At 50.7% G+C, this 24,342-nt stretch carries 25 protein-coding genes and 2 pseudogenes; 17 read left to right on the top strand and 10 right to left on the bottom strand.

Features of this window, described 5'->3' with window-relative positions; all coding sequences use genetic code 11:
* The first annotated feature begins 111 nt into the window (after window positions 1-111).
* From CHM34_RS14580 to CHM34_RS19385, 5 genes are all read left to right on the top strand, one after another.
* Window positions 112-1,113, top strand: coding sequence for a PP2C family protein-serine/threonine phosphatase (locus CHM34_RS14580; RefSeq protein ID WP_338048675.1), 1,002 nt, complete (start codon window positions 112-114; stop codon window positions 1,111-1,113).
* 61 nt (window positions 1,114-1,174) lie between these two features.
* Window positions 1,175-1,492 carry an STAS domain-containing protein gene (locus CHM34_RS14575; protein ID WP_094265340.1) on the top strand — a complete coding sequence of 106 codons (318 nt, stop codon included), beginning with the start codon at window positions 1,175-1,177 and terminating at the stop codon, window positions 1,490-1,492.
* A 15-nt stretch (window positions 1,493-1,507) separates the two neighbouring features.
* Entirely contained in the window at window positions 1,508-1,990 is a 483-nt protein-coding gene (gene rsbW, locus CHM34_RS14570; protein ID WP_094265339.1) for an anti-sigma B factor RsbW, read from the top strand.
* Complete coding sequence (gene sigB, locus CHM34_RS14565) at window positions 1,956-2,741, top strand: RNA polymerase sigma factor SigB (RefSeq protein WP_094265338.1); 786 nt, start codon at window positions 1,956-1,958, stop codon at window positions 2,739-2,741. Before rsbW ends, sigB begins: the two co-directional genes overlap by 35 nt.
* Before the next feature lie 149 nt (window positions 2,742-2,890).
* On the top strand, window positions 2,891-3,028 hold the full coding sequence (locus CHM34_RS19385) for a hypothetical protein (RefSeq protein ID WP_169713758.1): 138 nt from the start codon (window positions 2,891-2,893) through the stop codon (window positions 3,026-3,028).
* A 70-nt stretch (window positions 3,029-3,098) separates the two neighbouring features.
* Here the strand turns inward: CHM34_RS19385 and CHM34_RS14560 are convergent, their stop codons facing one another.
* The 5 genes from CHM34_RS14560 to CHM34_RS14540 form a co-directional block, all read right to left on the bottom strand.
* Window positions 3,099-4,523 (bottom strand): sensor histidine kinase, encoded by a 1,425-nt coding sequence (locus CHM34_RS14560; RefSeq protein WP_169713757.1) that lies wholly within the window; start codon window positions 4,521-4,523, stop codon window positions 3,099-3,101.
* Entirely contained in the window at window positions 4,492-5,211 is a 720-nt protein-coding gene (locus CHM34_RS14555) for a response regulator transcription factor (RefSeq protein WP_094265336.1), read from the bottom strand. The genes CHM34_RS14560 and CHM34_RS14555 overlap by 32 nt, the downstream gene beginning before the upstream one ends.
* A gap of 22 nt (window positions 5,212-5,233) precedes the next feature.
* A complete protein-coding gene (locus CHM34_RS14550) occupies window positions 5,234-6,607 on the bottom strand; it encodes an FG-GAP repeat domain-containing protein (protein WP_094265335.1) in 1,374 nt (457 codons plus the stop codon).
* 248 nt (window positions 6,608-6,855) lie between these two features.
* Window positions 6,856-7,710, bottom strand: a complete 855-nt coding sequence (fdhD, locus tag CHM34_RS14545) for a formate dehydrogenase accessory sulfurtransferase FdhD (RefSeq protein WP_094265334.1) — start codon at window positions 7,708-7,710, stop codon at window positions 6,856-6,858.
* 29 nt (window positions 7,711-7,739) lie between these two features.
* On the bottom strand, window positions 7,740-8,297 hold the full coding sequence (locus CHM34_RS14540) for a DUF1572 family protein (protein WP_094265333.1): 558 nt from the start codon (window positions 8,295-8,297) through the stop codon (window positions 7,740-7,742).
* A gap of 281 nt (window positions 8,298-8,578) precedes the next feature.
* Here CHM34_RS14540 and CHM34_RS20090 point away from each other — a divergent pair, with 281 nt between their 5' ends.
* From CHM34_RS20090 to CHM34_RS14525, 3 genes are all read left to right on the top strand, one after another.
* Window positions 8,579-8,845, top strand: coding sequence for a VTC domain-containing protein (locus tag CHM34_RS20090; RefSeq protein ID WP_338048674.1), 267 nt, complete (start codon window positions 8,579-8,581; stop codon window positions 8,843-8,845).
* Between the two features lie 184 nt (window positions 8,846-9,029).
* On the top strand, window positions 9,030-9,290 hold the full coding sequence (locus CHM34_RS20085) for a VTC domain-containing protein (protein ID WP_338048673.1): 261 nt from the start codon (window positions 9,030-9,032) through the stop codon (window positions 9,288-9,290).
* Entirely contained in the window at window positions 9,291-9,983 is a 693-nt protein-coding gene (locus tag CHM34_RS14525) for a DUF4956 domain-containing protein (protein ID WP_094265331.1), read from the top strand.
* Window positions 9,984-10,051: 68 nt separating this feature from the next.
* On the opposite strand, the pseudogene CHM34_RS14520 reads toward CHM34_RS14525, so the two are convergent.
* Window positions 10,052-10,558: pseudogene (locus CHM34_RS14520) on the bottom strand (RNA-guided endonuclease TnpB family protein); the annotation flags it as partial.
* 101 nt (window positions 10,559-10,659) lie between these two features.
* Window positions 10,660-11,061 carry an IS200/IS605 family transposase gene (gene tnpA, locus CHM34_RS14510; RefSeq protein ID WP_094263258.1) on the bottom strand — a complete coding sequence of 134 codons (402 nt, stop codon included), beginning with the start codon at window positions 11,059-11,061 and terminating at the stop codon, window positions 10,660-10,662.
* Between the two features lie 167 nt (window positions 11,062-11,228).
* Between tnpA and CHM34_RS19380 the strand changes: the two genes are divergently transcribed.
* From CHM34_RS19380 to CHM34_RS14500, 3 genes are read left to right on the top strand one after another with little or no spacing between them, the layout of a single operon-like run.
* Complete coding sequence (locus CHM34_RS19380; protein WP_169713756.1) at window positions 11,229-11,675, top strand: hypothetical protein; 447 nt, start codon at window positions 11,229-11,231, stop codon at window positions 11,673-11,675.
* The gene (locus CHM34_RS14505) at window positions 11,626-12,108 is read left to right on the top strand and encodes a histidine kinase dimerization/phospho-acceptor domain-containing protein (RefSeq protein ID WP_094265329.1); all 483 of its coding nucleotides are present in this window, start codon (window positions 11,626-11,628) and stop codon (window positions 12,106-12,108) included. Before CHM34_RS19380 ends, CHM34_RS14505 begins: the two co-directional genes overlap by 50 nt.
* On the top strand, window positions 12,105-12,491 hold the full coding sequence (locus CHM34_RS14500) for a sensor histidine kinase (protein ID WP_169713755.1): 387 nt from the start codon (window positions 12,105-12,107) through the stop codon (window positions 12,489-12,491). Before CHM34_RS14505 ends, CHM34_RS14500 begins: the two co-directional genes overlap by 4 nt.
* A gap of 470 nt (window positions 12,492-12,961) precedes the next feature.
* On the opposite strand, the gene nadE is transcribed toward CHM34_RS14500, so the two are convergent.
* Together nadE and CHM34_RS14490 are read right to left on the bottom strand one after the other, a co-directional pair.
* Window positions 12,962-13,789 (bottom strand): NAD(+) synthase, encoded by an 828-nt coding sequence (gene nadE, locus CHM34_RS14495; RefSeq protein ID WP_094265327.1) that lies wholly within the window; start codon window positions 13,787-13,789, stop codon window positions 12,962-12,964.
* Between the two features lie 203 nt (window positions 13,790-13,992).
* Complete coding sequence (locus tag CHM34_RS14490; RefSeq protein ID WP_240512041.1) at window positions 13,993-14,655, bottom strand: carboxymuconolactone decarboxylase family protein; 663 nt, start codon at window positions 14,653-14,655, stop codon at window positions 13,993-13,995.
* 401 nt (window positions 14,656-15,056) lie between these two features.
* Between CHM34_RS14490 and CHM34_RS14485 the strand changes: the two genes are divergently transcribed.
* The 4 genes and pseudogenes from CHM34_RS14485 to CHM34_RS14470 all read left to right on the top strand — a co-directional run.
* Window positions 15,057-17,204, top strand: coding sequence for a Tex family protein (locus CHM34_RS14485; protein ID WP_206093819.1), 2,148 nt, complete (start codon window positions 15,057-15,059; stop codon window positions 17,202-17,204).
* 69 nt (window positions 17,205-17,273) lie between these two features.
* Entirely contained in the window at window positions 17,274-18,131 is an 858-nt protein-coding gene (locus tag CHM34_RS14480; protein ID WP_094265325.1) for a M23 family metallopeptidase, read from the top strand.
* Window positions 18,132-18,529: 398 nt separating this feature from the next.
* The gene (locus tag CHM34_RS14475; RefSeq protein ID WP_141201728.1) at window positions 18,530-18,736 is read left to right on the top strand and encodes a hypothetical protein; all 207 of its coding nucleotides are present in this window, start codon (window positions 18,530-18,532) and stop codon (window positions 18,734-18,736) included.
* A gap of 394 nt (window positions 18,737-19,130) precedes the next feature.
* A pseudogene (locus CHM34_RS14470) lies at window positions 19,131-21,338 on the top strand (glycosyl hydrolase); the annotation flags it as partial.
* Between the two features lie 170 nt (window positions 21,339-21,508).
* Here CHM34_RS14470 and CHM34_RS14465 read toward each other — a convergent pair.
* The gene (locus tag CHM34_RS14465; protein WP_094265323.1) at window positions 21,509-22,174 is read right to left on the bottom strand and encodes a TetR/AcrR family transcriptional regulator; all 666 of its coding nucleotides are present in this window, start codon (window positions 22,172-22,174) and stop codon (window positions 21,509-21,511) included.
* Between the two features lie 182 nt (window positions 22,175-22,356).
* On the opposite strand from CHM34_RS14465, the gene curA reads away from it, so the two are divergent.
* Entirely contained in the window at window positions 22,357-23,382 is a 1,026-nt protein-coding gene (gene curA, locus CHM34_RS14460) for an NADPH-dependent curcumin/dihydrocurcumin reductase (protein ID WP_276207711.1), read from the top strand.
* 80 nt (window positions 23,383-23,462) lie between these two features.
* Window positions 23,463-24,260, top strand: coding sequence for an alpha/beta fold hydrolase (locus tag CHM34_RS14455; RefSeq protein WP_094265322.1), 798 nt, complete (start codon window positions 23,463-23,465; stop codon window positions 24,258-24,260).
* Window positions 24,261-24,342 lie beyond the last annotated feature (82 nt).

The following is a 24,342-nucleotide window of genomic DNA, read 5'->3' as shown; positions in this document are numbered from 1 at the left end:
GGGGATCAGAAGGGTTTCGCGTCGATGGATGCCCGGATCGAATCTCTTTTACGCGAACGGGGAAAACGGCACCATTGACGCTTATTGATTTGGGGTGACAGGATGAAAGATATGGTCATTCAGCAATATCAGGAGTTGCTCACCTCCTACTTGCAGGAAAAGAGGGAAGACCAGCGATACGCTGCTCAACAGATGAGTAAATGGATGATGGAACAGAAGATCCCGCCGGAAGAGATGGTCAGTTATCACGCCGATGCTGTCAAAAAAGAACTTCCGGATCTTCCTCCCGCAGTCAAGGATTCATTTGATCTGCTGATTGAGATGATGATCGGTTACGGAATCGCCCTGAAGGAACACGAAAGCCTGCTGAGTCGGCAAAAAGAACTGGAGTATGAAATCGAAGCCGCTGTCGAGATGCAGCAAACGTTGCTGCCTGATGAACCGCCGAAGTCCCAAGACCTCGATATCGGGGTGATCAGTGTTCCCGCTCACCGCATGAGCGGGGACTATTACAACTTTGTGGATCACGGATGCGGCTCTGTCGGAGTTGCTTTGTCGGATATCATCGGCAAAGGAATCCCCGCCGCACTGTGTATGTCGATGATTAAATACGCCATGGATCAGCTGGATAGTCCTCTGGGTCCCTCGGAGATTCTTCGGAAATTGAACACCGTGGTGGAGCGCAATGTCGATCCCAGTATGTTTATTACGATGGTGTACGGGGTATACGATTCGGCGGACCATCAGTTTCGTTATGCGGCGGCGGGTCACGAACCCGGTTTCTTTTATAAAGGTGGAGAGGAGCGCTTTGAAGATCTTACCACCCGGGGGCTGGTGCTGGGAGTGACCAAAGAGGCCTCCTACCGGGAGTTCAGCCTTTCCTTGGAGCCCGGAGACGCTGTCATTCTTTTTACCGACGGGGTGACGGAATGCCGTATCGACGGTCAGTTTCTGGGGCGGGAACGGTTAAAAGAGTTGGTCGGGAAGCATTTGCACTTACCTGACGCTCAGCAAGCGGTTGAGGCGATTTATCAGGAACTTTACGAGTTGGCCCATTACGATCTGAAAGACGATCAGACCATCCTTGTGATTCGCCGCAGAGAAGAGTCGTAACAGGTTCCCGGGTTTAAAAGGGGCGCATTGGGGTAAAGTTTGAAATATGGAGGTTGAAAGCATGAATGTATCGATCGAGGAAAAACCCGGTACGGGCCAATCGACGATGTTGGTCGTCTCCGGTGAAGTTGACGCTTATACCGCGCCGCAGTTGCGGGAAAAGTTGATGCCGCTCTGCGAACAGAACCGTGAAGTGTATCTGGATTTATCCCGAGTGGATTATATGGACAGCACGGGTTTGGGTGTGTTGATCGGTGCTTACAAATCGCTTCGTTCACAAAAGGGACGGTTGGTACTGGTCGGGGTGAGTCCTCGACTCAGCCGTTTGCTTAAGATTACCGGGCTGACTGAAATCATAGAGATTGAAGATGGAGCGTAGGGGGAGCGGATCAAAATGGATCAACCGAAGGATTTGATTGAACTGACCATTCCCGCAAAGGCTCAATACGTCGGCGTGGTCCGTTTGGCTGTATCCGGGATCGCGAACCGGATGGGTTTCAGCTACGACGATATCGAGGATATGAAGCTGGCTGTCGCCGAAGCGTGTACGAATGCGGTGGATCATGCCTATACCGATCAATTGGGAAAAGTGGACGTGATTTTTCGGATATACAGGGATCGACTGGAAATCCGGATCAAGGATGAGGGGAACAGTTTCGACATCGCTGCTGTGAAACAACGTTCCGGGCCGATCGAGAACCACTTGCCGCTGACTGCCATGAGGGAAAGGGGGCTGGGTCTCCACCTGATGGAAACGTTGATGGACCGTGTGGATATCGACGGGGGGAAAGGTGTCGTTGTCACACTGACCAAGTTTATGCAGAGGGACGAGGTGGATCATGATGTCGACTCGCCCGCAGAAACAAGATCTTACTGACGAAGAGATTCTCGACATGATCCGCCGGTATCAGGAAGAGGCGGATCCGCAAATACAAGCCCGACTCGTAGACCAGTACACCGATTTGGTGGAAACTCTGGCCTCCAAATTTTCCAAAGGAACAGAGCCCTTTGAGGATTTGACGCAAGTGGGTATGATCGGCCTCCTGGCCGCTCTGAGGCGTTATGATTCCTCTTATGGCCGCAGCTTTGAAAGCTTCGCTGTTCCCACGATTGTCGGGGAAATCAAACGCTATATCCGGGACAAAACCTGGAGTGTTCACGTACCTCGAAGAATCAAAGAGCTGGGCCCCCGGATCAAAAAAGCCGTCGAGGAACTGACTACCCAGTTGCAACGTTCTCCCCGAGTGGACGAAATCGCCGAGTATCTCCAAGTGTCGACAGAAGAGGTACTGGAGACGATGGAAATGGGTCGCAGCTACAATGCCGTCTCTGTCGACAGCCCGATTGAAGCCAATAGTGACGGAAGTCATGTCACGTTGCTCGACTTGGTGGGCAATAACGACAACGGCTTTAATCAGGTAGATCAGCAGATGCTGTTGCAAAGGGCTTTCCAGGTACTGAACGAGCGGGAGCGGGATATCATCCGCATGACTTTTTTCGAAAACATGAGCCAAAAGCATGCCGGTGAACAATTGGGGATTTCCCAAATGCACGTTTCTCGGTTACAGCGACGGGCGCTCAGAAAGTTGCGGGAAGCGATCCGCATGGAACCGACGGAAATTATGTAAATCATCATCGACAAAATCGGGGATGGTCCGACCCGCCGGGGGACTTCCGCGGTTTTTTTGTAGGATTTAACCGTTTTGCAACGATTCCCCTCCTTGAAAGCGCTATAATGAAATTAACTCAGATATGAAGCGGGAAAAGGAGTGGGAGAATGAAAGAGCTGGAGCAACTGGAGGAACTGAGAGAGTGGGAAGAGAAAGTGAAAAAGGAACCCGCTCTTTCCCGGGTCATCAAAAGCTTATTCAAACAGGTCTGGCGGAAAGAAAAGAAAGACGCCACTCAGGCGTAACCGCCGCCTGTCTATCACCGAAAACAAAAGCCCGTCTTCCCCGGATCTCGGCGGAAGCGGGCTTTTTGGATCAGGCGGATCTTTCCCCCTTTGGTCCCAGCGGAAACCGAACCGTTACCCGGGTGCCGGTTCCCGGATCGCTCCATATGTCCAATCGTCCTCCGTGAAGTTGTACAATCTCTTTGGATATGGACAATCCCAAGCCGCTGCCTGACTGATTCGATTTGCCCTTATAAAATTTTTCGGTGATTCGGGAGAGCTCCTCCGAAGGGATGCCCATTCCGGTGTCGTCCACTTCCACACAGGCTTCTTCTTTTCGGCGACGGGTGGTGATTTCCACTTTTCCTCCACTTGGGGTATATTTTATGGCGTTGTGCACCAAATTGACCAGCACCTGTGTGATCCGGTCGGAGTCCCCTTCTATCTCCAAGGGTTCTTCTTCTCGACGGACCGTGAGGCGGATCGCCTTTTCCTCGTTTTTAAAACTGAACTGTTCCCGAACGTCTTCGACCACGCGATTAAGATCTAGTCGCTCCATCCGGAGGTTCATTTTCCTCGATTGTAGTTTGGAAAAATCGAGAAGGTCTTCGACCAGTTCGGTCAGCCGTTCGGTTTCCCGGGAAATGACGGACAATCCGGACTGAAGCTCTTCACGGTCATTCAGATCCCCGGAAAGAAGGGTTTCTCCCCATCCCTTGATCGATGTCAGCGGAGTCCGGAGTTCATGGGAGACGGAGGAGATAAAATCGTTTTTCAATTCCTCTGTCTTTGCGATCTCCCGCGACATATAATTAAACGTATCGGCCAGGATGCCGATTTCATCATCGCGAACCCGTGATGCCTTCGCTTGAAAGTTTCCTCTGGCCATTTGTTCGGCGACTGCGGTCAATTCTTTGATCGGTTGCACCATTCTTTTGGCGAGTACGTGGCTCAATGCGAAAGAAACAGCAATCACCAATCCTCCGGTGATCAGGGCGATTGCCGTGATGCGGGCGACAGTGGAGTCCAGTTGTTCGGCGGAAACCGCATACCGCAAAACACCGATAATCCGGTCTTCGGTTTTTAGTGGACGGGAAACAGCGATGATGCTTTCCCCGGTTTCGGGGTCTTTTCCGCGCCAAACGTGGACTTCTCCCTTAAAAGCGGCGGAAATATCCGGTGTGTTCTCGTGAACGCCGCCGGAAAAACCATAGGAATTTAATAGGACGTTTCGTTGGCGGTCAATCACTTCCACAAAACTGAACTTGTCACCCACCCGGTTTTCAAAGATATACCGGGCTTTTTCTTTTAAGGAGGGAAAAGCGGCGTACCGGTTATAATAAGAGGCGGCCATCTGCGCCTGTCGGTTCAGAGTTTCTGAAGCGTTTCCGTAATAGTACTTTTGGACGGATATTAGGAATAGCATCTCGAAGACGATCACGATCAGACAGATAATAATTCCGAAGTTGACGACCAGCCGGTATTTAATTCCCTTTTTCATCGCTGTCTTCCGCATTCCGAATCCACATATACCCGTGTCCCCAAACCGTTCGAATGTGGATGGGATTGGAAGCGTCATCCTCCACTTTTTTTCGAATCCGGCGAATATGGATATCGACGGTTTTTAGATCGCCGATGTAATTTTTGCCCCAGACGGCATTGAGAATCTCGTCGCGGCTAACTGCTGTATCGGTCTTTTCCATCAACAGCTGGATAATGGAAAATTCTTTGGGAGTCAAGTCGATTTCACAGTCGTTTTTATACAGCTGGCGTTGGTGGATGAAAAGCGAAAACGGCGGCAATCGGAGAACCGACGGTTCGGAGGATGCCTGGTCGAGGCTGACCCGCCGGTTTAGAGCTTTCAACCGCGCCACCAATTCAGTGGTGCTGAAGGGTTTGGCTACGTAATCATCCGCTCCGCTGTCGAATCCGTGCACTTTGTCCCGGTCCTGTCCTTTGGCTGTCAGCATGAGTATTCCCATACGGGGATCCCGCTCGCGAAGCGCTCGGCAAACTTCGTATCCGTTCATCCCCGGAAGCATCACATCAAGGATGGCCAGGGAGATTCCCGGTTCCCTGTCGGCGATGTCGAGGGCTTCTTCCCCTGTGGCAGTCTCGATCACTTCGTAGCCTTGACGTTTCAGGTTGATTCGGACAAAACTCCGGATGCCTTCCTCATCTTCCAACAACAGCACTTTAGCCATTCCCCGCCCTCCTCCTTTCTGATCATGGTGTGGGAGAAACAACGATGGAAAAGCGTTGTTTCACTTCCTCCCGGGTGACTCGCCGTTTTTGATACTCCTGAAGAACTCGGGAGGATAATCGGGGTTCTTCTTGCGGGAATTCAGCCAAAAATACTTGACCGCCCTTTTCCTTTAACAAAACACCTTTCCCTTTTTGACTCTGCGGATCATTTTCCCTTTCTTCCCACTGGGTTTTGGGTATGTAACGGATGGTGAGAAGCGTTGTCCGACGGTTGTCTCCGATAAAATCGAATCGAACCGAGCCTTTCCCTTCGGATTCTTTCCTGCGGATGCTCACATGGTCTGACCAACTTTCAGGAAAACGAAAGGAAAACCCTGCACGATAATCGATGTAGTTTTGAAAGAGTCGATTCAGTTTTTTTCCTCCGTCCCACTGGTACCAGGAAGTGATCCAGGGCACCTCTGACAGCGGGAGATGGTCGGTCCCCTTCGGCTGTTGCAGCAAAGGAACTTCCACGATTCCGTCCCCATTGATATCCCGGCTGAGCTCGCCGGTCGCTCGGAAGGTGATTCTTTCGGTTCCTTCCGGCCGGTCAGGGGCAAAGACGTTTTTCAACTTGCCTTTTTCCAGGATCAACAGAGCGGTATAGGAGGAATGGGCGCCGACTCCGATATCCAGGAAAACCCCTCTTTGTTTTTGACGGGCTCGCCCGGTGGTTACTTGCAGATAACCGTTAATGCCCCCCTCCATCGCTAACGTATCCGTTTGCCGGAGCCGCCCGCTTTGGAACGTATACAGTTCGGCCCGGGCCTTCATTTTCTCCCGATCATGGATCAGCAGGATGATTTCGGATTTCCGGTCCCGATCCAGATCATCCACGGCCAGTTCTGTGTAGGGTCGACTCATCAAATTTTTTGTAACGCCGTTTTTCAGCGTGTATACTTCCAACTCCCGCTGGGTGGATTCATCATCCCCCAGTCCGAATAGAAACTCGGGTGTTCCGTCCCCGTTGAGATCGCGAAAATCGGCGTAATTCACTTTTTTTCCGACTCCGCCGATCGTTGTCAACAGTGTCCAGCCGCCCTTTTTTTTCTTTAAGATCATCGCATAAGACTCGTAATCGAAGGTTTCTTTTTGGTAGAAAGCGATAATTTCTTGCTGTCCATCCCCGTCCAGATCCTTTTCTTGCAAGGCACTGATATCCGCCGGGCCGGAGGGCACGATCAGCTTGGCTTCCTGAGGCAGGAACTGGGTAACCGCCTGGTGCATGGCTTGTTGTTTTGACTGCATGGACGGTTTCTTCAAAAGCGTGGTGGGATCCGGAAGGGTTCCGCATCCCGCTGCCAGGATCAGACAGATGACAGATAAAAGGGCCCGTCCTCTGATCGATTTCATGGATATTTCCTCCGAATTGAGTGATGCCTCTTCTTTCATTATAATTTCGGTTGATCAAAGATCGAACCGGTATTTCATAGAAAGCGGATCGCATCCTTCACTCGATCCATGATACTTCGTTGTTGGATGGAAGTCATTGCAGAAAAGTTAAAAGTTCCGTTACAGAAAAACCGCGCCGGAAGGCGTTCCGAAGCGGTGTAATCGTTTTCCTATAACCGGGATCGCACTTTTTTGGTCGGTCTTAGGTTTCATCCGTTGTCGATGCGATGCCTGCCGGTGTAAATATTGTAGCGTTCCCCCCTGGCGAACCCGATCAAAGTGATATTGAATTCCCGGGCGGTGTCGCAGGCGAGGCTGGTGGGAGCCGATACCGCACAAACGACGGGAATTCCGGCGACTGCCGCTTTTTGCATGATTTCGAAGCTGGTGCGTCCACTCACCATAAGGATCGCGTCGGAGAGGGGTGTTTTTTTCTCTAGGAAGGCATGTCCCAGCAATTTATCCACAGCATTGTGACGTCCGACATCTTCCCGGAGAGCGATCAGTGTTCCGGAGGGATCAAACCAGCCTGCCGCATGCAGTCCACCGGTCTGATCGAAGATGTCCTGTTCCCGGCGCAAGGCATCCCCGAGTCCATGGATCACGGATGGGCGGATCAGTAAGTCCCCGCTGACCGGATGGATCCCTTGAATCCGAATCGCATCCAGGGAGGCTTTGCCGCATACTCCGCAGCTGGAGTTTGTGAAAAAGTGGCGCTGAAGACGGTTCCGATCGACGGATATACCGGGGCGAAGCCGTATATTGACGATATTGTACTGTTGTCGGCCGTCGGTTTGCGGGTCCCGGCAGTAGGTGATGGAATGCACCTCGTCCGCTGAAGAAAGAATGCCCTCCGTCAACAAAAATCCCGCGGCCAGCTCAAAATCGTTCCCCGGAGTTCGCATGGTGACAGCGACGGGAAAGGGTTCATCCAGTTCGGGAAAGGAGAGCCGGATCTCCATCGGCTCTTCCACCGCCAGTGCATCCTGCCGAATACGGATCGAATGGGATCGAACCTGTTGTACGCGGCGCTTGGAGGTACGCTTCCGGATGAATGGTTCCATGCAGGGCCTCCTTTGCTGTCGGGACGGGTTTATCGGGGCCGGGAAGGGGGATATGGTTGGGATTGTGCGAGTTTCTGCCGCAGATAGGTTTCCGATTCTCCTTTCGGAATGCTGAGGCTGTTCCATTCTTCCCCTTTCAGTTGCTTCCCGATATAAACGATCTGACCGATGTGATACGCGTAATGGGAGAGTTGACGATGAATCGCTTCCATCACTGTATGCGCTTCGCCCCGGATATAGACGGTTCGCTGAAGGTCGGTTTCCTCTAGTCGATCCAACGTATCCAAAAAGATCTTCCACCCGCTTTCCCAGATGCGGAGAAGATCGGCGCGGGACGAGCCGCTTTCTTCAAACTCGGCATCCCGGTGGCGGTTCGGCTTTTCGCCGTCCGTTGTCAAAAAATCCGTCCACCGGGATTGCATATTTCCGCTCAGGTGTTGGATCAGGATGGCTACACTGTTGGACGACTGGGTCGGACGCCAATAAAGCTCTTCTTCATTAAGCCGCCCGATTGTTTTTTCTCCCTTCTGTTTCAAAGCGGAAAACTCTTTTTGAACATTTTTTAGATATAAGGATTCCAGATCCATACATTTACCCCCTTGAGCCCATCCTCGCTTGTTTTTCCGCCGCTTCATGGCCTGTTCAAAATATTCGTTGTTCGGGTGGGGAAACCCTGTTTATCCTATCTCTTCTTGTGAATCTGTTGCATGGATAGCAGTGTTTTTGACAATTCCAGACCTCTTCATTATTCCTTTTTGAATCCTGTTATAAGGAAAGGTTAAGTACTTGTAAATAAAAATCTGTCTCAACATATGCTCGACACAAAGCTGTAGTAAAGTTTATATCAAACGAAAGGAGGGATCAGGGATTGCGGAAGAAATTAAGGTTCCGCCATGAACTAAAATTTTATGTCAATTACCACCAATACTATTTAATTCGCCATCGCTTGCGCTTTCTTTTGAAGCGTGATCCACATACCGACGAGAGCGGCGAATACCACATACGCAGTGTTTATTTTGATGATCTTTTCAATAAAGCTTTGCAAGAAAAGCAAGCAGGCATCGAAAACCGACATAAATACAGGGCTCGTCTGTACAACAAAAGCGATTCTGTCATTCATCTTGAAAAAAAATAAAACGCAATACCTTGATTGCCAAAGAAAAAGCAGCCATTTCAAGGGATACATTGGACCGGCTATTGGTTAACGATTATACCGTGCTTGAATATGCGGATTCGCCTCTTTTACAGGAAGTCCATTATGAAATGAAAAACCGAATGTTGCGACGAAAGTCATCGTGGACTATATGAGGGAAGCGTTTGTGGCCAGGACTGGAAATGTCAGAATAACGTTTGATAAAGATTTGCGGACAGGTTTGAACCAAGTGGATCCTTTTGATCCAGAGCTTCAGCCGGTTCAAGCTTTAGACGAACCTTTTTATATCCTTGAAGTCAAGTACGATGAGTATATTCCCAATTATATCCGCGATGCCCTACAGCTGAATGGGTTACAGCGACAGGCGGCTTCTAAGTATACGATCTGCAGAAAATATATCAAAGCGAATGCTTGGGAGGATCAATAAATGCAAGAGAACAATCCCATCAACTGGTCGGATATCTTGAATACAGACGTGCTTTCAAATTTCAATTCGGACATTTCTCTGATACAAATCGGGATTACCCTGTCGATATCATTTTTGTTAGGTCTTTTCATTTATACATTGTATAAGCGTGTTTTCAGCGGGGTTCTTTATTCAAAGAACTTTAACATTACGCTCGTCGGTCTAGCGATGATTACGTCGCTTGTCATCATGGCGATTGGATCAAACCTTGTCTTATCCCTCGGTATGGTCGGGGCCTTGTCGATTGTCCGTTTCCGAACGCCGATTAAAGATCCTACGGATTTGATCTTTTTATTCTGGGCTCTGGCTGCGGGTATTGTAACGGGTGCTGGATTCTATTCGCTCGCCATTCTTGGTTCGATCCTTATCGGAATCGTGCTGTTCATTTTTATGAAAAAATCCAGTTTCGAGACGCCGTACTTATTGGTTGTCAATTTCAAAGGGGATGAAACGGAGAAAGTGATTTATGAGAAGTTAAAAAATGCAGTCAACCGTTTTGATGTGAAGCAAAAATCCGTAACAGCGGAAGAAATCGAAGTTACATTTGAAGTTCGTTTAAAAGGCGCGGAACCGAGTTTTGTAAATAACGTTTCCGCGATTAAAGGCGTTGAAAATGCGATTTTAATTAGCTACAACGGAGATTACGTTCATTGACCACTCCCCATGCCTAAAGGCAGGGGATTCTTGGGTAATCTCCCGCAACCGGGAGAAATGGACCAAGCTCAAACCGTGAGCCCCACGGCGATGACTCTTAAACCTTCTTGCAGAATGTTTTTGGCGGCGTTGATGTCCCGATCGTGATGAACACCACATTCTGGGCATGTCCAATATCTCAGGTTCAGATTTTTTACGTCTCTGTTTCTATTCCCGCAGCAGGAACAGAGTTGGCTGGAAGGAAAAGTTCTGCCGACTTTGACAAGGGTTCTTCCAAACCATGTAGCCTTATACTCCAACATGGCGGCAAACTCAGACCATGACGCATCGGTGATGGATTTTGCCAACTTGTGGTTCTTTACCAGGCTTTTGACTTGCAAGTCTTCCAAACAGATCCCTTGGTTTTCGTGAATCAGTTTGGTGGACAGCTTATGTAGAAAGTCACGCCTTACGTTGACGATCTTTTTATGAATCTTTGCCACCTTGACTCTGGCTTTGTGCCAATTGGAACCGCCTTTTTGACGGCGGGACAGGATTCTTTGCCAGTGAGCCCATTCCTTTTCGTATTTTCTGAAAGGATTTAAATATGAACCGGCTGCAACCAATGGATTGGTTGATGAGAGTCGCTTGTTCTTTGGTTGGGTACAAACGAAACTGAAATGCCTTGTGCATGGGTTCACCTCCTTGTTTGAGTCTCCATGTACTGCTTGATCACTTCCAGGGTGACCGTTCCAACGGTTGCAACAAAATAGGAGTTTGTCCAAAGGGATGGGATTCGTGATTTCAAATGCGGAAATTCCTGTCTAAGGACTCGCGATGTGTACCCTTTGAGATGCTTGACTGCCTTGTGTATGCCAAATTGAGGGTCACATTGTATGAATAAATGCACATGATCGGGCATGATTTCCATACGGGAAATCGTAACTTCCAGCTCTCTTGCTTTTTCTACGAACAGCTCTTTCAGCCGATCACTTACAGGCGAAACCAGCACTTTTCGTCGATACTTGGGACAAAAAACAACATGATACTTGCAGTCGTACACGACATTTCGATTACTTTGAACCGTTCTCAAATTCATCACCTATTGCCAATTTTACAACGAACATTAGATAGATTCAAGATATCTAGTTAAACAGGCGCAAAAAAAGAGAGTAAAAAGAGGAAAACCAACCCCCTCCCTCGCCTGACGCTCGCTCTCATCCCCATAGCTGAAGCTAGGGGTTTTCTCGCTCGCAAAGATATAACATGCATAACATTGCTGAAGTGGTAGCCAATTATATCAATGGAGAAAGAAATGAGTTCAATCAAAGATTCCCGTTTCCTTTTTCAAAAAAACCGGTTTCTCCACCCGGTGAGCATTATATGTATCAACTGAACCGAGATGGTGATATCATTTCCCGGTCATCGGTAAATGCGCCTGAACTGCCATTCACCTTGTCTTTTCTAAAGGACGAGGAAGGGTATCGGCGATTTGAGAAGGAGGAGAGTGGAAAACATTATATTGGCGTTTCCAAGGCTGTGGTGGCTGATGGAAACACTTTAGGATACGTTGTCCTGAGATATCGGGCTGGCTGTACCCAAGCAAGCATACCGATTGCTGATTATCTTCATATCGACACTCGCGCTTTTTGGCTGGGGGGCCATGTACTTTCTGACGAAAACCTTATCGAGACCTGTCGTTCAGGTTGCTAAAGCGGCCAAGCAGATTGAGGAAGGGAATTATGAGATTTCATTGCCGCCAGAGAAGCCGCAGAGGGAAGTGAACGATTTAGTTCAGTCATTTCAGACGATGGCTGATCGCCTTGAGCATTTGGAAAAGTTGAGGACAGAGCTTTTAGCAGGTGTCACACATGAGCTGAAAACGTCTGTGACTTCCATTAGCGGACTTCTTCGGGCAGTAAAAGACGGTGTGGTCTCAAACAAAGAAGCTGATTCATTTGTAGAAACGGCTCTAGAGGAGACGGAACGCTTACAAACCATGGTTACGGACCTATTGGAGCTGAATTCTTTTTCTGCAAAAGGTGTTCCCCTCGAAGTAGACACTCACTCTTTTTATGAAGTGGTTTCCGATCCTATCATCATTTCAATAGGATCCACGGAACAGAAGGAACGATTCATATCGTGAAGGAAGCACCAGATACCCGGGTAAAAATCGATCTTCAGCGGTTCCAGCAAATCATAACAAATTTATTGACGAATGCACTGGCTGCCATTCCAAAAGAAGACGGCCGCATTGATGTAAGGCTGAAGCAGAGCGAAGAAAAGGTCTTCTTATGGGTGGAAGATAATGGGAAAGGAATTTCGGAAAAAGACAAGCCATTTATTTTTGAACGCTTTTTTCGAGGCGAGAACAAAAAATACAAAAACCGGGGCTTGGGGATTGGTCTGGCGTTCAGTAAAATGCTGGCTCATGCCATGGAAGGTGATTTAACCCTTCTGGAAAGCCGGCCCGGAAGAACGGTATTTTGCGTTTGCCTGCCGAAAAGCAAAGGGGGATCGGGCTCATAAAAGGGATTGAAGCAGATAGGTAATAGTTCCCTTTTATGGGAAGATAGAACGTATATTCCGTTGAGGGAGTCCGGTTTTTCACGGAGCGCCTTCATCTCAGAAAAACAGGTCAAAGTGGCCTAAAGGGGCCATCGTATAACCCCCGGGAAGTGGGGCAAGTCCGTCCATACGGGACCTGATGCTCTGGAGGATCGGACAAGCTCTGACCCGAGCGATCGAGGATGGATAGGGTTCAAAAGGCGTCTGGTTTCGACAGGCGCCTTTTTGTTTTAAGGATCCGTATTCAAAGGTGTGACTGATATTTATGTATTGTGTAAACCGGAAAGGATTACGCTTCAAAGAACGGAGGACTCGTTAAAAACGGCGTCCCCGGGGGGATCTCCCGGGGACGCCGTCAGGTGGAGGTTTTTTTGGTCAGGGACGGGGAATACCCCGCAGTGGATGCGCTCATCTAGCGAGCGGTCATCCGACTACTCCTTCCACCAATCGTCAAAGGGGGTTACCGGGGGAACCCGTTTATGCCGGGTGGCCATATAGCGGTGCTCGATCCGTTCGGCGACCTCCTTTGGTACCTCTTTCCCTTCCAGGTAGGCATCGATTTGTTCATAAGTGAGTTGCAATTCATCTTCATCGGCGCGTCCCGGAATTTCATCTAACAAGTCCGCTGTCGGCATTTTTTCATAAATAGCCGGTTCCGCACCCAGATGTCGGAGAAGCTCTTTTCCCTGCCCTTTGGTCAGGCCGAACAGGGGAGTCAAATCGCAGGCACCGTCGCCGAATTTGGTGAAAAATCCGGTGACAGCCTCTGCGGCGTGGTCGGTTCCCACTACCAGCAATCGGTAAAACCCGCCGATGTCATATTGGGCTTTCATCCGCTCCCGGGCTTTGGTGTTGCCTTTCAAGTAATCGGTCAAAGGTTGCCCCGTCGCTTCTTGAAAAGCTTGGACAGATGCGTCGACCGCTTCCTTGATATTGACGGTGATGCTCTGATCCGGCCGGATAAATGCCAACGCGCGCTGGGCATCTTCTTCATCTCTTTGTACACCATAGGGCAAACGCATGGCGATAAACCGGTAATCACCGCCGGTTTCCTCACGCAGTTCTTCCACAGCCATCTGGCACAGCCGACCGGCCAAGCTGGAATCCTGTCCTCCGGAAATGCCGAGTACCAATCCCTTGGCTCCGGCATTTAACAGGTAATTCTTGATAAATTGAACCCTAGCCCGGATTTCGTCTTCGGCAATCATTCGGGATTGGACACAGAGTTCACGGATGATTTGCTTCTGTAATGCGCTCATGTTCGCCCCCCTTTCTTACTCGGATCCAGGTTCGATCCCTTTCCAGTTTAGCTTGGATCGTCTCGTTTGAAAACATCCGCATTTCCGCGGGACATTCGCTCTCGTGAACCATCCAGATGTGCTGGTTGTGTGAAGGAAAAGGATCCCTCAAAAGAGGTTGTCCATCTCGTCCGGGTTCCTTCGGGGCTCGCCGGGGTGCCGGGTTATGCTTCGTCTTCGTCGTAACTGGCGATCATGTTGGCGATATGGGCATAGGCTCCTCCGGCGCGCAGGGCGGAAGCAACCAGGATCGCTTCGGCCAGTTCTTTCTCCGAGGCTCCCGCTTTGTCAGCGGATTGGGTATGGAGATCGATACAGTAGGGGCACTCCGTTGTGTGAGCGACTGCCACAGCGATCAATTCCTTCAGTTTGGCGCTCAATGTTCCTTCCCCGCCGGCGGTATGGAAAAAGGACATGGCACCGTCAAAGGCTTCAGGGGCCAACGGTTTTATATGATCCATGCGGGAGAGGTTGGAACGACGATAAAGGATATCATCTCCCTCCGGATCCAGTGCGTTCTTCACATGGGTACTGTGGGCAATCGCCCCTCCCCCTTCGATCGATGCGGTGACGAAGGCGGCTTCCACCAGCTCTTTCAGAGAAGCTCCTGCTTTTTTGGCTTGTTTGGTGTGGATGTCGATACAATAAGGGCACTCGGTAGCATGAGCCACGGCGACGGCGATGATTTCCTTTTCTTTGACGGTAAGGGCTCCCTCTTTCATGACGGATCGATTGAATGCTTGAAACGCTTGTTGGAGTTCGGGAGTGATTTTCCCGATCCGGTTTAAGTGCTCCAGGTGGTCCCGGGTGTACAGATTGCGGCTCAAAAAGCATTCCTCCATTCACGGGTATTACAGAATCAAATTCCCCGCGGGGAAGGGGATGAAACTCCGGTTTGTTGCGGAGCTTTTTCTGTGGGAACCTTCTCTGTGTAACCGAGTGAGGGAAACGAGGATTTGATCAAACGTCTGTTTTTAAGTATTTCGTGCAGTATGCTCCGCTCAGTAGCAGCCCCCCGCCAAGCAACCATGAAACAGCGCCCCATTCGAGGAAATGTCCCATCATCCACGATAAGGCAGCTAGAAAACAGCATATGGAGGTTAAATATTTTTTCAACTCGAACCCTCCCTATCCTCATTTTAACGATATGATGACTCTAAGAAAATTGCCCCTCCGGTGGAAAGAAGGTATGATGGAAAGCGGAACCCTAGGGAATACGGAGGCGTTTATGGAAGAACTAGAGAGATATCGAGTGATTGCGGAGGAGCTGGGATTGACCGCCCAGCAGGTGCAGACCAGTGTGGAACTGATGGCTGAGGGAAATACGATTCCCTTCATCGCCCGTTACCGGAAGGAACGGACCAAGGAACTGGATGAAGAACAACTGCGGGCGATCGAGGAACGGAATCAATACATGGTTCAGTTAGATCAGCGGAAGGAAGAAGTGCTCCGCCTGATCGACGAACAGGGGAAGCTGACCGAGGAATTGCGCCAAAAGATCGATGCGGCGACCAAACTGCAGACGGTGGAGGACTTATACCGACCCTACCGACCGAAACGAAAGACCCGGGCCAGCAAAGCGAGAGAACGCGGGTTGGCCCCTCTCGCGGAAAAGATGCTCCAGGTGACAGACGAAGCGCCGGTGGAAGAGGAAGCCCCGGGATATATCGATCAGGAAAAAGGGGTGGAAACGCCGGAGGCGGCTATCGCCGGAGCGATGGATATCCTGGCGGAAGAGCTAGCTGACGATCCCGATATTCGCAAGTGGATCCGGGAGTATTACTGGAACCGGGGGGGATTGGTGTCCGAAGCGAAAAATCCCGAAGAGCGTTCCGTGTATGAGATGTATTACGACCGCAGGGAACCGGTTCAGAAGATGCCGGCTCACCGGATTTTGGCGGTGAATCGGGGCGAGCGGGAAGAAGTGCTGAAACTCTCCATTGAAGTGGAGGATGAGGAGCCGGTGATTCAAAAGCTGGAAAGCTGGTTTCCCAAACCGCCGCATCGCTATTTGAAGGAAGCGGCGGCGGATAGTTATAAGCGGTTGATCGCCCCGTCCGTTGAACGAGAGCTCCGTTCAGCGATGACGGAAAAGGCGGAGGAGCAGGCAATCCACATCTTTGCGGAAAATCTGCGCAAGTTGCTGTTGCAACCGCCGATCCGGGGGAAGAGGGTATTGGGACTGGATCCCGCTTACCGAACCGGCTGTAAACTGGCGGTGGTGGACGATACCGGTAAGATGAACGAGGTGGGGGTGATTTATCCCACTCCTCCCCAGAACAAGGTGCAGGAAGCGAAACAAGTGGTGAAAAGGTTGGTGGAGGCGTACGCCATCGAGGTGATCGCTATCGGTAACGGTACGGCTTCCCGGGAGACAGAGTCTTTTGTGGCTGATTTTATCCGCGAGTCGGACCGGGACTTGTTTTATGTCATGGTCAATGAAGCCGGTGCCAGCGTTTATTCCGCCTCCAAATTGGCTCGGGAGGAATTCCCCGACTTGGATGCCGCCCAACGGAGTGCCGTCTCCATCGCTCGTCGTCTGCAGGATCCCTTGGCGGAGTTGGTAAAGATCGAGCCGAAGGCTGTCGGGGTCGGCCAATACCAGCATGATGTTTCCCAGAAGCGGTTGACGGAAAGCCTGTCCACCGTGGTGGAGTCGGCAGTGAACCATGTCGGTGTGGATGTCAATACCGCATCGGTCTCTCTGCTGCAATACGTGTCCGGTGTCAATGCCGCTGTCGCCAAAAATATTATTAAAAAGCGGGAGGAGCTGGGCCGTTTCACGGACCGCCAGGAGCTGAAGGGAGTCCCCCGCTTGGGAGCCAAAACTTTTGAGCAGTGCATCGGCTTTTTGCGCATTGTCGAGGGCCAAAATGCTTTGGATAAAACCCCGATTCACCCGGAATCTTATGCAGTCGTGACCGCGTTGTTGGCGGAGTTGGACTGTCCGCCTGAAGCGATCGGAACACCGGATTTCAACGAACGTCTGCGACAGGTGAAAGTGGAGGAGATGGCCGAGAAACTGGAATGCGGGGTTCCTACACTGCGGGACATCATCGATGCTCTTCTTCGTCCGGGGCGGGATCCGCGGGAGGAGTTGCCCGCTCCCATTCTGCGTTCCGACGTGTTGCAATTGGAAGACCTGAAGGAAGGAATGGAGCTGAAGGGCACGGTGCGCAATGTGGTTGATTTCGGTGCCTTCGTCGATATCGGACTGAAAAATGACGGACTTGTCCATATTTCCAAGATGAGTGAACGGTTTGTCCGTCATCCGATGGATGTCGTCGGTGTGGGAGACGTCGTGGATGTCTGGGTCTTAAGTGTGGATCACGAACGGGAGAGAGTTTCCCTCAGCATGGTCCCGGGGAAAGTCTGAGGCAAACCCGGAAATCCATGCATCATCAGACGGAAAAACCGCCGGGCTCTGTTTCGAGGGGGAACAAGTATGTTGAAATGGATCGGACGTCTACTCCTCATCGGTCTTCTGGCCGCAGTGGGTTTTCTCATTTTTGACTGGACCCGTTCAGTGGACATTCCGGAGATGAAGATCCCGGGAAAGCTGGCTGGTACGTATGTTTCCGTCGCCGAGGAGAAACAGGTCCCCTGGCCCCACTTGGCGGCGATGGACGAAGTGGAGAACGGATATGAACAGGTGACGCCGGATACGATTCGCCGGAGGGCCGACCGCCTCAAGAAGGAGGCCGGGCGTTCTGCCGTTAATGAGCGCAGCGCGGAACAAGCCGTCAAAGGAATGTTTTCGGAAAAAGAGGCGGAACGGATTAACGGATTGGCCGAGTCCTACGCTTGGGCCGCGGCGCCGATGGGGGAAAATTACGCCTTTCCCTTTCGCCCGGAGGATCGGGACAGGATTTCCTACGGGGATACCTGGGGGGCCAGCCGTTCCTACGGGGGGGACCGAACCCACGAAGGAACGGATATGATGGCTCCCAAGGGGACCCCGATTCGATCCGTCAGTTCCGGACGGGTGGTTAGTAAAGGGTGGAACCGACTCGGGGGATGGCGGGTGACGATCTTGGACACGGACCATCCCCAGGTCTCTTTTTATTACGCTCATATGGAGAAGTACGCGGAAGGATTGGAAGAAGGTAAAGAAGTGGACAAGGGGGAAGTGATCGGTTACGTCGGGGACAGCGGATATGGCCCTGAGGGAACGACCGGCCAGTTTGATCCTCACCTGCATCTGGGTATCTATGTCCGGGAAAGTCTTTTCTCCCCATCGCGGGAAGCGATCAATCCCTACCCCTTTTTAAAGGTGTGGGAAAAGGATCAGGACTCGTCGTGAACGTCCTTCAACCCGTTGCCTGTCTCGGGCAGCGGGTTTTTCAGTGAGGCTAGGGCGTGTCGCCGAAGGGCTGGGCGCCGATTTCCAGCGTAGCGGCCTTTGCACTCAGGAGAGCACAAGTCTCGCTTCGGTCGCTCCGCTCCCGGGTCTCGCTATGCCCGACAATTGAGCGGAGTTTTCGGAGGACCGAACCGTTTAGCAGCCACATATGCCTTTCCTCATGAACGCTGGTTCGGTCTGTAGAAAAGGTCGCGGACGGTTTACTATCTGCGGGAGGGCAACCCGGCGCGGAGTTGGAAATCGGCTCCCGCACCCAGTTATCGCTCATGATCAGACAGACTTCGTCTATTGGTATATGGAAGGCCCATTTCTTCCTATACTATACCGAGGTGATCGGTATGATTCAGCACGATGAGACCACAGGGGAATACATTGCGATTTGCGATACATGCGAAAGAGTGATCGAGACAAAATCGAATAAAGAGGCATTGTTAAAAGCGGTATCGGAAAGAATGGAACCACTGGGTCGGATGGAGCTCATGGGAATCGACTTTGATAAAATCTATTGCTATGATTGTATGGCCATGAACAGCTACTTCAAATAATGGAATGGTTCGAACCGCTTCGATAAGGGTTTCGACCCGCGCTCTTTATGTTGATTCCGGGTGGTCATGGTCCGGTCCGAAAGGGGATCGGGCCCACTGGCCGAGGGATCTCCCATGGCTGAGTGAAAGCCGCTATTCGCTCACTATTGGTGATATTCTTCTCATTCATCGACATAACCTCTATTTTTTGACGCTCCTTTTCGTAAGTTTTATAGGGTCTAAGAAAAAGTTATTGACGGAAATTTCATACTATTATATCATCCTTTTTAAAGAAATGGGTTTCGTGGCAGAACGGACCCCCCTTCCACCACCCTCTGGGGAAGTCCATTCCAAAAATTCCATAGGAGGGAGAAGGATGATAAAACGCGTCGGGGTAGCCGCCGTCGTTTTCAGTATGGTGTTCAGCCTGTTGTTTTCCACCCAGGTATGGGGATTTCCGGGGGAGGTTCCCCTGGGATCCGGCAGTTATACCACCGTCAAACCGTCGGGCGCGGTCGATGCTCCGGACACACTCTATCAAACGTCCAACGTCACCGGCAAAATGCCCACCAACGACTGGTGGAGCAATCTCGCCTGGGATCGATATTCGGAACGTCAATATCCGCACCCGTTGGCTGTGCAAAACCAGGCTGACGGTTTCCGAGTGTACTACCCGGGACCCGGCATCACGGCAAATGACTCCTGCATCTGCGGTTGGATGGGAACGGACGACCATGATCTTACACTCTCCCACAGTGACGTCTCTTCCTTTCCCGATGCAAAAGTGGACGGGTTCAGCGATTGGTTTGTCACTTCCCATTTCGAAAGCGATTCCAACCGCATGTCCGTTACATACGGACATGGATCCCCCTATATTTACGCCACTTTGACAGGCGGTGATCCGGTTTTACGGTTTGCTGATGCACCGCAGATCTGGTCGGGGTCGGCCGACTCCCCGGTCCTGGGCATCACCGTCAATAACCGGCATTATGCGTTGTTCGGGCCCACCGGATCCACCTGGTCGGGAATCGGGTCCAACCAGTTGACAAACCACCTGAACGGCAACCATTACTTCTCCATCGCCCTTTTGCCGGACAACAAGAAGGAGACATTGCAAAAATTCCGGCAGTACGCCTACTCCCACGTCACCGATACCCGCGTCGAATGGTCGGTGGATTCGGATACCAGTTCCGTTCAAACCACTTTTTCATTTACAACCACCGCCAAAGAAGGATCGCAGACAGGAACGATCTTCGCCCTGTACCCCCATCAATGGAAAAACACCGAGGAGTCGTTGCTGCCATACACGTACGATTCCGTGCGCGGGTCGATGAAAACGGTGGAAGGGCAGTCCTTTACCACCACGATGAGATACCACGGGGTTCTGCCCTCACTCCCGGATCTCGGCAGTTACGACAAGTCGACCCTGGCCCGTTACGTCGACGAAGCGGCGGAGGAGAACTACACCGGTGCCGAGGATACGTACTGGCTGGGAAAACGGCTGGGGAAAGTGGCCACATTGGCTCCCATCGCCGAGCAGGTAGGAAATACAGATGCGGCCAACCAGTTTCACCAGGAATTGAAAAGCCGATTGGAAGATTATTTGAAAGCCAGTGACAGCCAGGGAAATCTAAAAAGTTCCCGTCTCTTCTACTACAACGACCGTTGGGGAACTCTGATCGGATATCCCGACAGTTTCGGCAGTGCCGATGAATTGAACGACCACCACTTCCACTATGGTTATTTTATCCAAGCGGCCGCCGAGATCGCCCGTGTCGATCCGTCCTGGGCGAGCGATTCCAGATGGGGGCGGATGGTGAAGCTCCTGATCCGGGATTTCGCCAACGGGGATCGGAATGATTCGATGTTTTCCTTTCTGCGCAACTTCGATCCCTATGCCGGGCATTCCTGGGCATCGGGACACGCCGGCTTCGGGGATGGAAACAACAACGAATCCTCCTCGGAGGCGATGAATGCCTGGACTGGTTTGATTCTGTGGGGAGAAGCCACCAACGACCGCGCTATCCGGGATTTGGGGATCTATCTGTACACCACTGAGATGAACGCGATCCAGGAATATTGGTTTGACGTAGACGGCCAAAACCACCATTCCGACTTCACCCGGGCCACTGCCAGTATGATCTGGGGCGGTAAAACGGTGGGGGACGCCACCTGGTGGACGGCAAACCCCGAGGAAGTCCACGGGATCAATTGGCTGCCTTTCCAGGCAGGCTCCCTCTACCTGACTCACCACCCGGAGTATACCCAAAAGAACTATGACGCCCTCGTCAGGGAAAACGGCGGCACCGACTGGGACAAGTGGGAGGACTTAATCTGGATGTATCGGGCGATTGAGAACCCCGACGACGCCATCCGTCAATTTCAAGCCCGGGTGAATGCATTTGAGCCGGAAGAGGGAAATTCCAAGGCGAACACCTACCACTGGATCCACAACCTCCATGCCCTCGGCACCACCGATTTGACCGTAACCGCAAACCATCCGCTCTATGCGGTGTTCAAAAAGGGGGATCGAAAAACCTATGTCGCCTACAATATGAGCAACCAGCCCAAAACAGTCACCTTCTCCGACGGAACGAGGCTCACCGTTCCGGCAAACGGGTTCGGATCCCACCAAAACTAAACCTGAAGAAGCGATCGTTTATGGCAAAAAGAAGCTCAGCGAGGATCTCGCTGAGCTTCTTTGATCGATATTCCCGGGGCAGGTGCCTAGAGCCGTCGGATAGCCGGCTGATCATTGGCTAGGAAAGAGTGTTTCAAACAACCGTATTCCTCTTATACCTGGCGGGACACTTTATGAAAAATATGATCCAGGATTTCCTCGATGGATGTGTCGTCCGTTTGATCGAGGAATTCCGGCCGAAGTAATTGGTATTTTTTGGAAATATAATAATCGAATAAGGCTTTTTTCAAAGACAGGTTATGATGCATGAGAAAATCGGAGCTCACAATCCTGCGCAGAACAACCTCATCTTGGAGCATCAGAACGGCCGGATTTACGGGGTTGAAGACGCCCTCATCAATTCCCGATTGGTAAAAGCGTTCCAGATTGGCATTGCGTTTTTGCCGTGCTTCGATAATCTTCTCATAAAGATGGGGATATACGACTTCCAGCTCGCTCAAAAACAGGTCGGATGCATGTACGGCGGCTATTGCCACATGTTCAAACGCTTTTTGGAATCGGGTGGGAAACGGTACACGCTCATCGGAGATCACATGGTCGTTTCCTTCTATATAAGAGATATAATCATCAACGACAGCTTCAATAATGTTGTCTTTGGAAGAGAAATATTTGTACAAGGTGGCTTTACTGATATCCATTTGGCGAGCGATATCATCCATTTTAAGAGAACCGAATCCCCTGTTTTTTACAACCCCGCAAATTTTCATAATCAATCTTTGTTTGGTTTGGGATCGCATCTTTTCATCCAGTTTCCTCACAGTTCCGCACCTCTTTTTCTGCTGTTCCCCATATGATAACAGACTTCTTGATGATTACACATTGTAAACCGAAAATATAATATGAGTTTAAAATGTTTATTTGGTATGATACAATCACTTACAAACCGAAAAAACCACTTACAGAGCCGATCCTCGAGGATCGGCGAGAGGAGTTGTAGTCAGTGACGGATCAAAAACGAAATCGTCAGCTTTTGCTTGCCCAACGGCCGGAGGGAATGCCGACTGAGGAGACTTTTGCATATCGGGAGGTCCCTGTACCGGAGCCGGGGGAAGGTCAAGTTCTTGTACAAACCATCTACCTTTCGGTGGATCCCTATATGAGAGGACGCATGAGCGATCAAAAATCATATGTTGAACCTTATCAGCTGAATGAAGTCATCTCCGGTGGGATCATAGGGAAAGTGGTTGAATCCAAATCGGATCGGTTCCATGTTGGAGACAAAGTGGTCGGAATGATGGGTTGGCAACATTACAACGCGGTGGATGCATCAGAGGTTCGCAAAGTGGATGATTTGATTGCCCCTCTGTCCGCTTATTTGAGTGTACTGGGTATGACAGGGTTGACTGCTTATTTCGGGTTACTAGATATCGGTCAACCGAAAAAAGGGGAAACGGTCGTCGTTTCCGGGGCTGCTGGAGCCGTCGGAATGGTCGTCGGTCAGATTGCCAAGATTCAAGGGGCTCGTGTCGTCGGAATCGCCGGGTCCGATGAGAAAATGGATTTTCTCGAGCGGGAATTGGGCTTTGACCGCGCAATCAACTACAAAACCGCCGATAACCTCCAAAAGGCTCTTGAACAAGCCTGTCCGGATGGGGTTGATGTTTATTTTGACAATGTAGGTGGGCCGATTTCCGATGCGGTCATGAATTTGTTGAATGATTATGCCCGAATTCCTTTGTGTGGGGCGATTTCATCCTATAACCGCACGGATGGTGACCTCGGTCCCCGGGTACAAACCAAGCTGTTGAAGAGCCGGGCTTTGATCAAGGCCTTTATTGTTGGGGATTACGCTCACCGTTTCAGCGAGGGCATTCGCGATCTTGCACAATGGCTATCTGAAGGAAGGCTCCAATATCAAGAAACCATCGTTGAAGGTTTTGAGAATGTTCCTCAGGCATTTTTCGGGCTGTTTAAAGGTGAAAACCTCGGTAAGCAGCTGGTGAAAATCAGCGAACCCGGTGAATGAAGCCGAGCCATCGGCACCGCATTTGACAGATGACAGCCGGAACCAATCAACGGACTGTATTTTCAAGGAGGTGAAACCACTTGCCGAGAGAACGAGTTGGAGACATTCAAATGTACTATGAACAAAAGGGCCAAGGACCTGCACTGATCATGATCATGGGACTGGGAGGAAACTTGGATTGGTGGGGGGATCCGTTTTGGAACGACCTCGCCCAGGATTATTGCGCCATCGCTTTTGACAATCGGGGAGCGGGTCGGACGGAACGGCCGCAAACGGCTTACAGTATCGTCGGTTTTGCTGAGGATACAGTACGGTTGATGGACCGGCTGGGGATCTCTACAGCCTATGTGATGGGATTTTCCATGGGTGGAATGATTGCACAGGAAATCGCTTTGCGTTATCCGGACAGAGTGGATCGGCTGATCCTGGGATGTACGAACTGCGGCGGACATGAACAGATTCCGGCGGATGAACAAGTACGATCTTTGTTAATGGAAGGAAACGGTTTGACGGAAGAAAAGAAAGACAACCAGATTCGCCTTCTGTTTCCAAATCCTTTTGTCGATGCGAATCCAGCGTTTATCGAAAAAAATATGAAGGAATTGGCAAGGGACCCCATGGATCCGGCATCCTTCAGACGTCAATGGCAAGCGATTGTTGATTGGGAAGGAAGCTATGAACGACTTCCCGAAGTGGATGCGCCGACTTTGGTTATGCACGGAAACGAGGATATCCTGATTCCTCCTGAAAATGCCAACCTGTTGGCTGAGCGCATCCCCGATGCGGAAGTGCGTCTGTTTGAAGATGCCGGCCATGGATTGAATGCTCAGTGTTCGCATCAAGTGGCAGAGGCTGTAGTGTCTTTTCTAAAGAAATGAATCCGGAAGAAATCTACCTCTTCCGTATCCTTCCACGGCTTGTCGGCGGTACCCGATAGGTCGTTTTTCTTTGTTTTTCGGT

The organism is Paludifilum halophilum (assembly GCF_002245355.1).
Taxonomy (GTDB): Bacteria; Bacillota; Bacilli; order Thermoactinomycetales; family DSM-45169; genus Paludifilum; species Paludifilum halophilum.
Note: the sequence above shows the minus strand (reverse complement) of the source record. Positions and strands in the feature narration are given on the sequence as shown.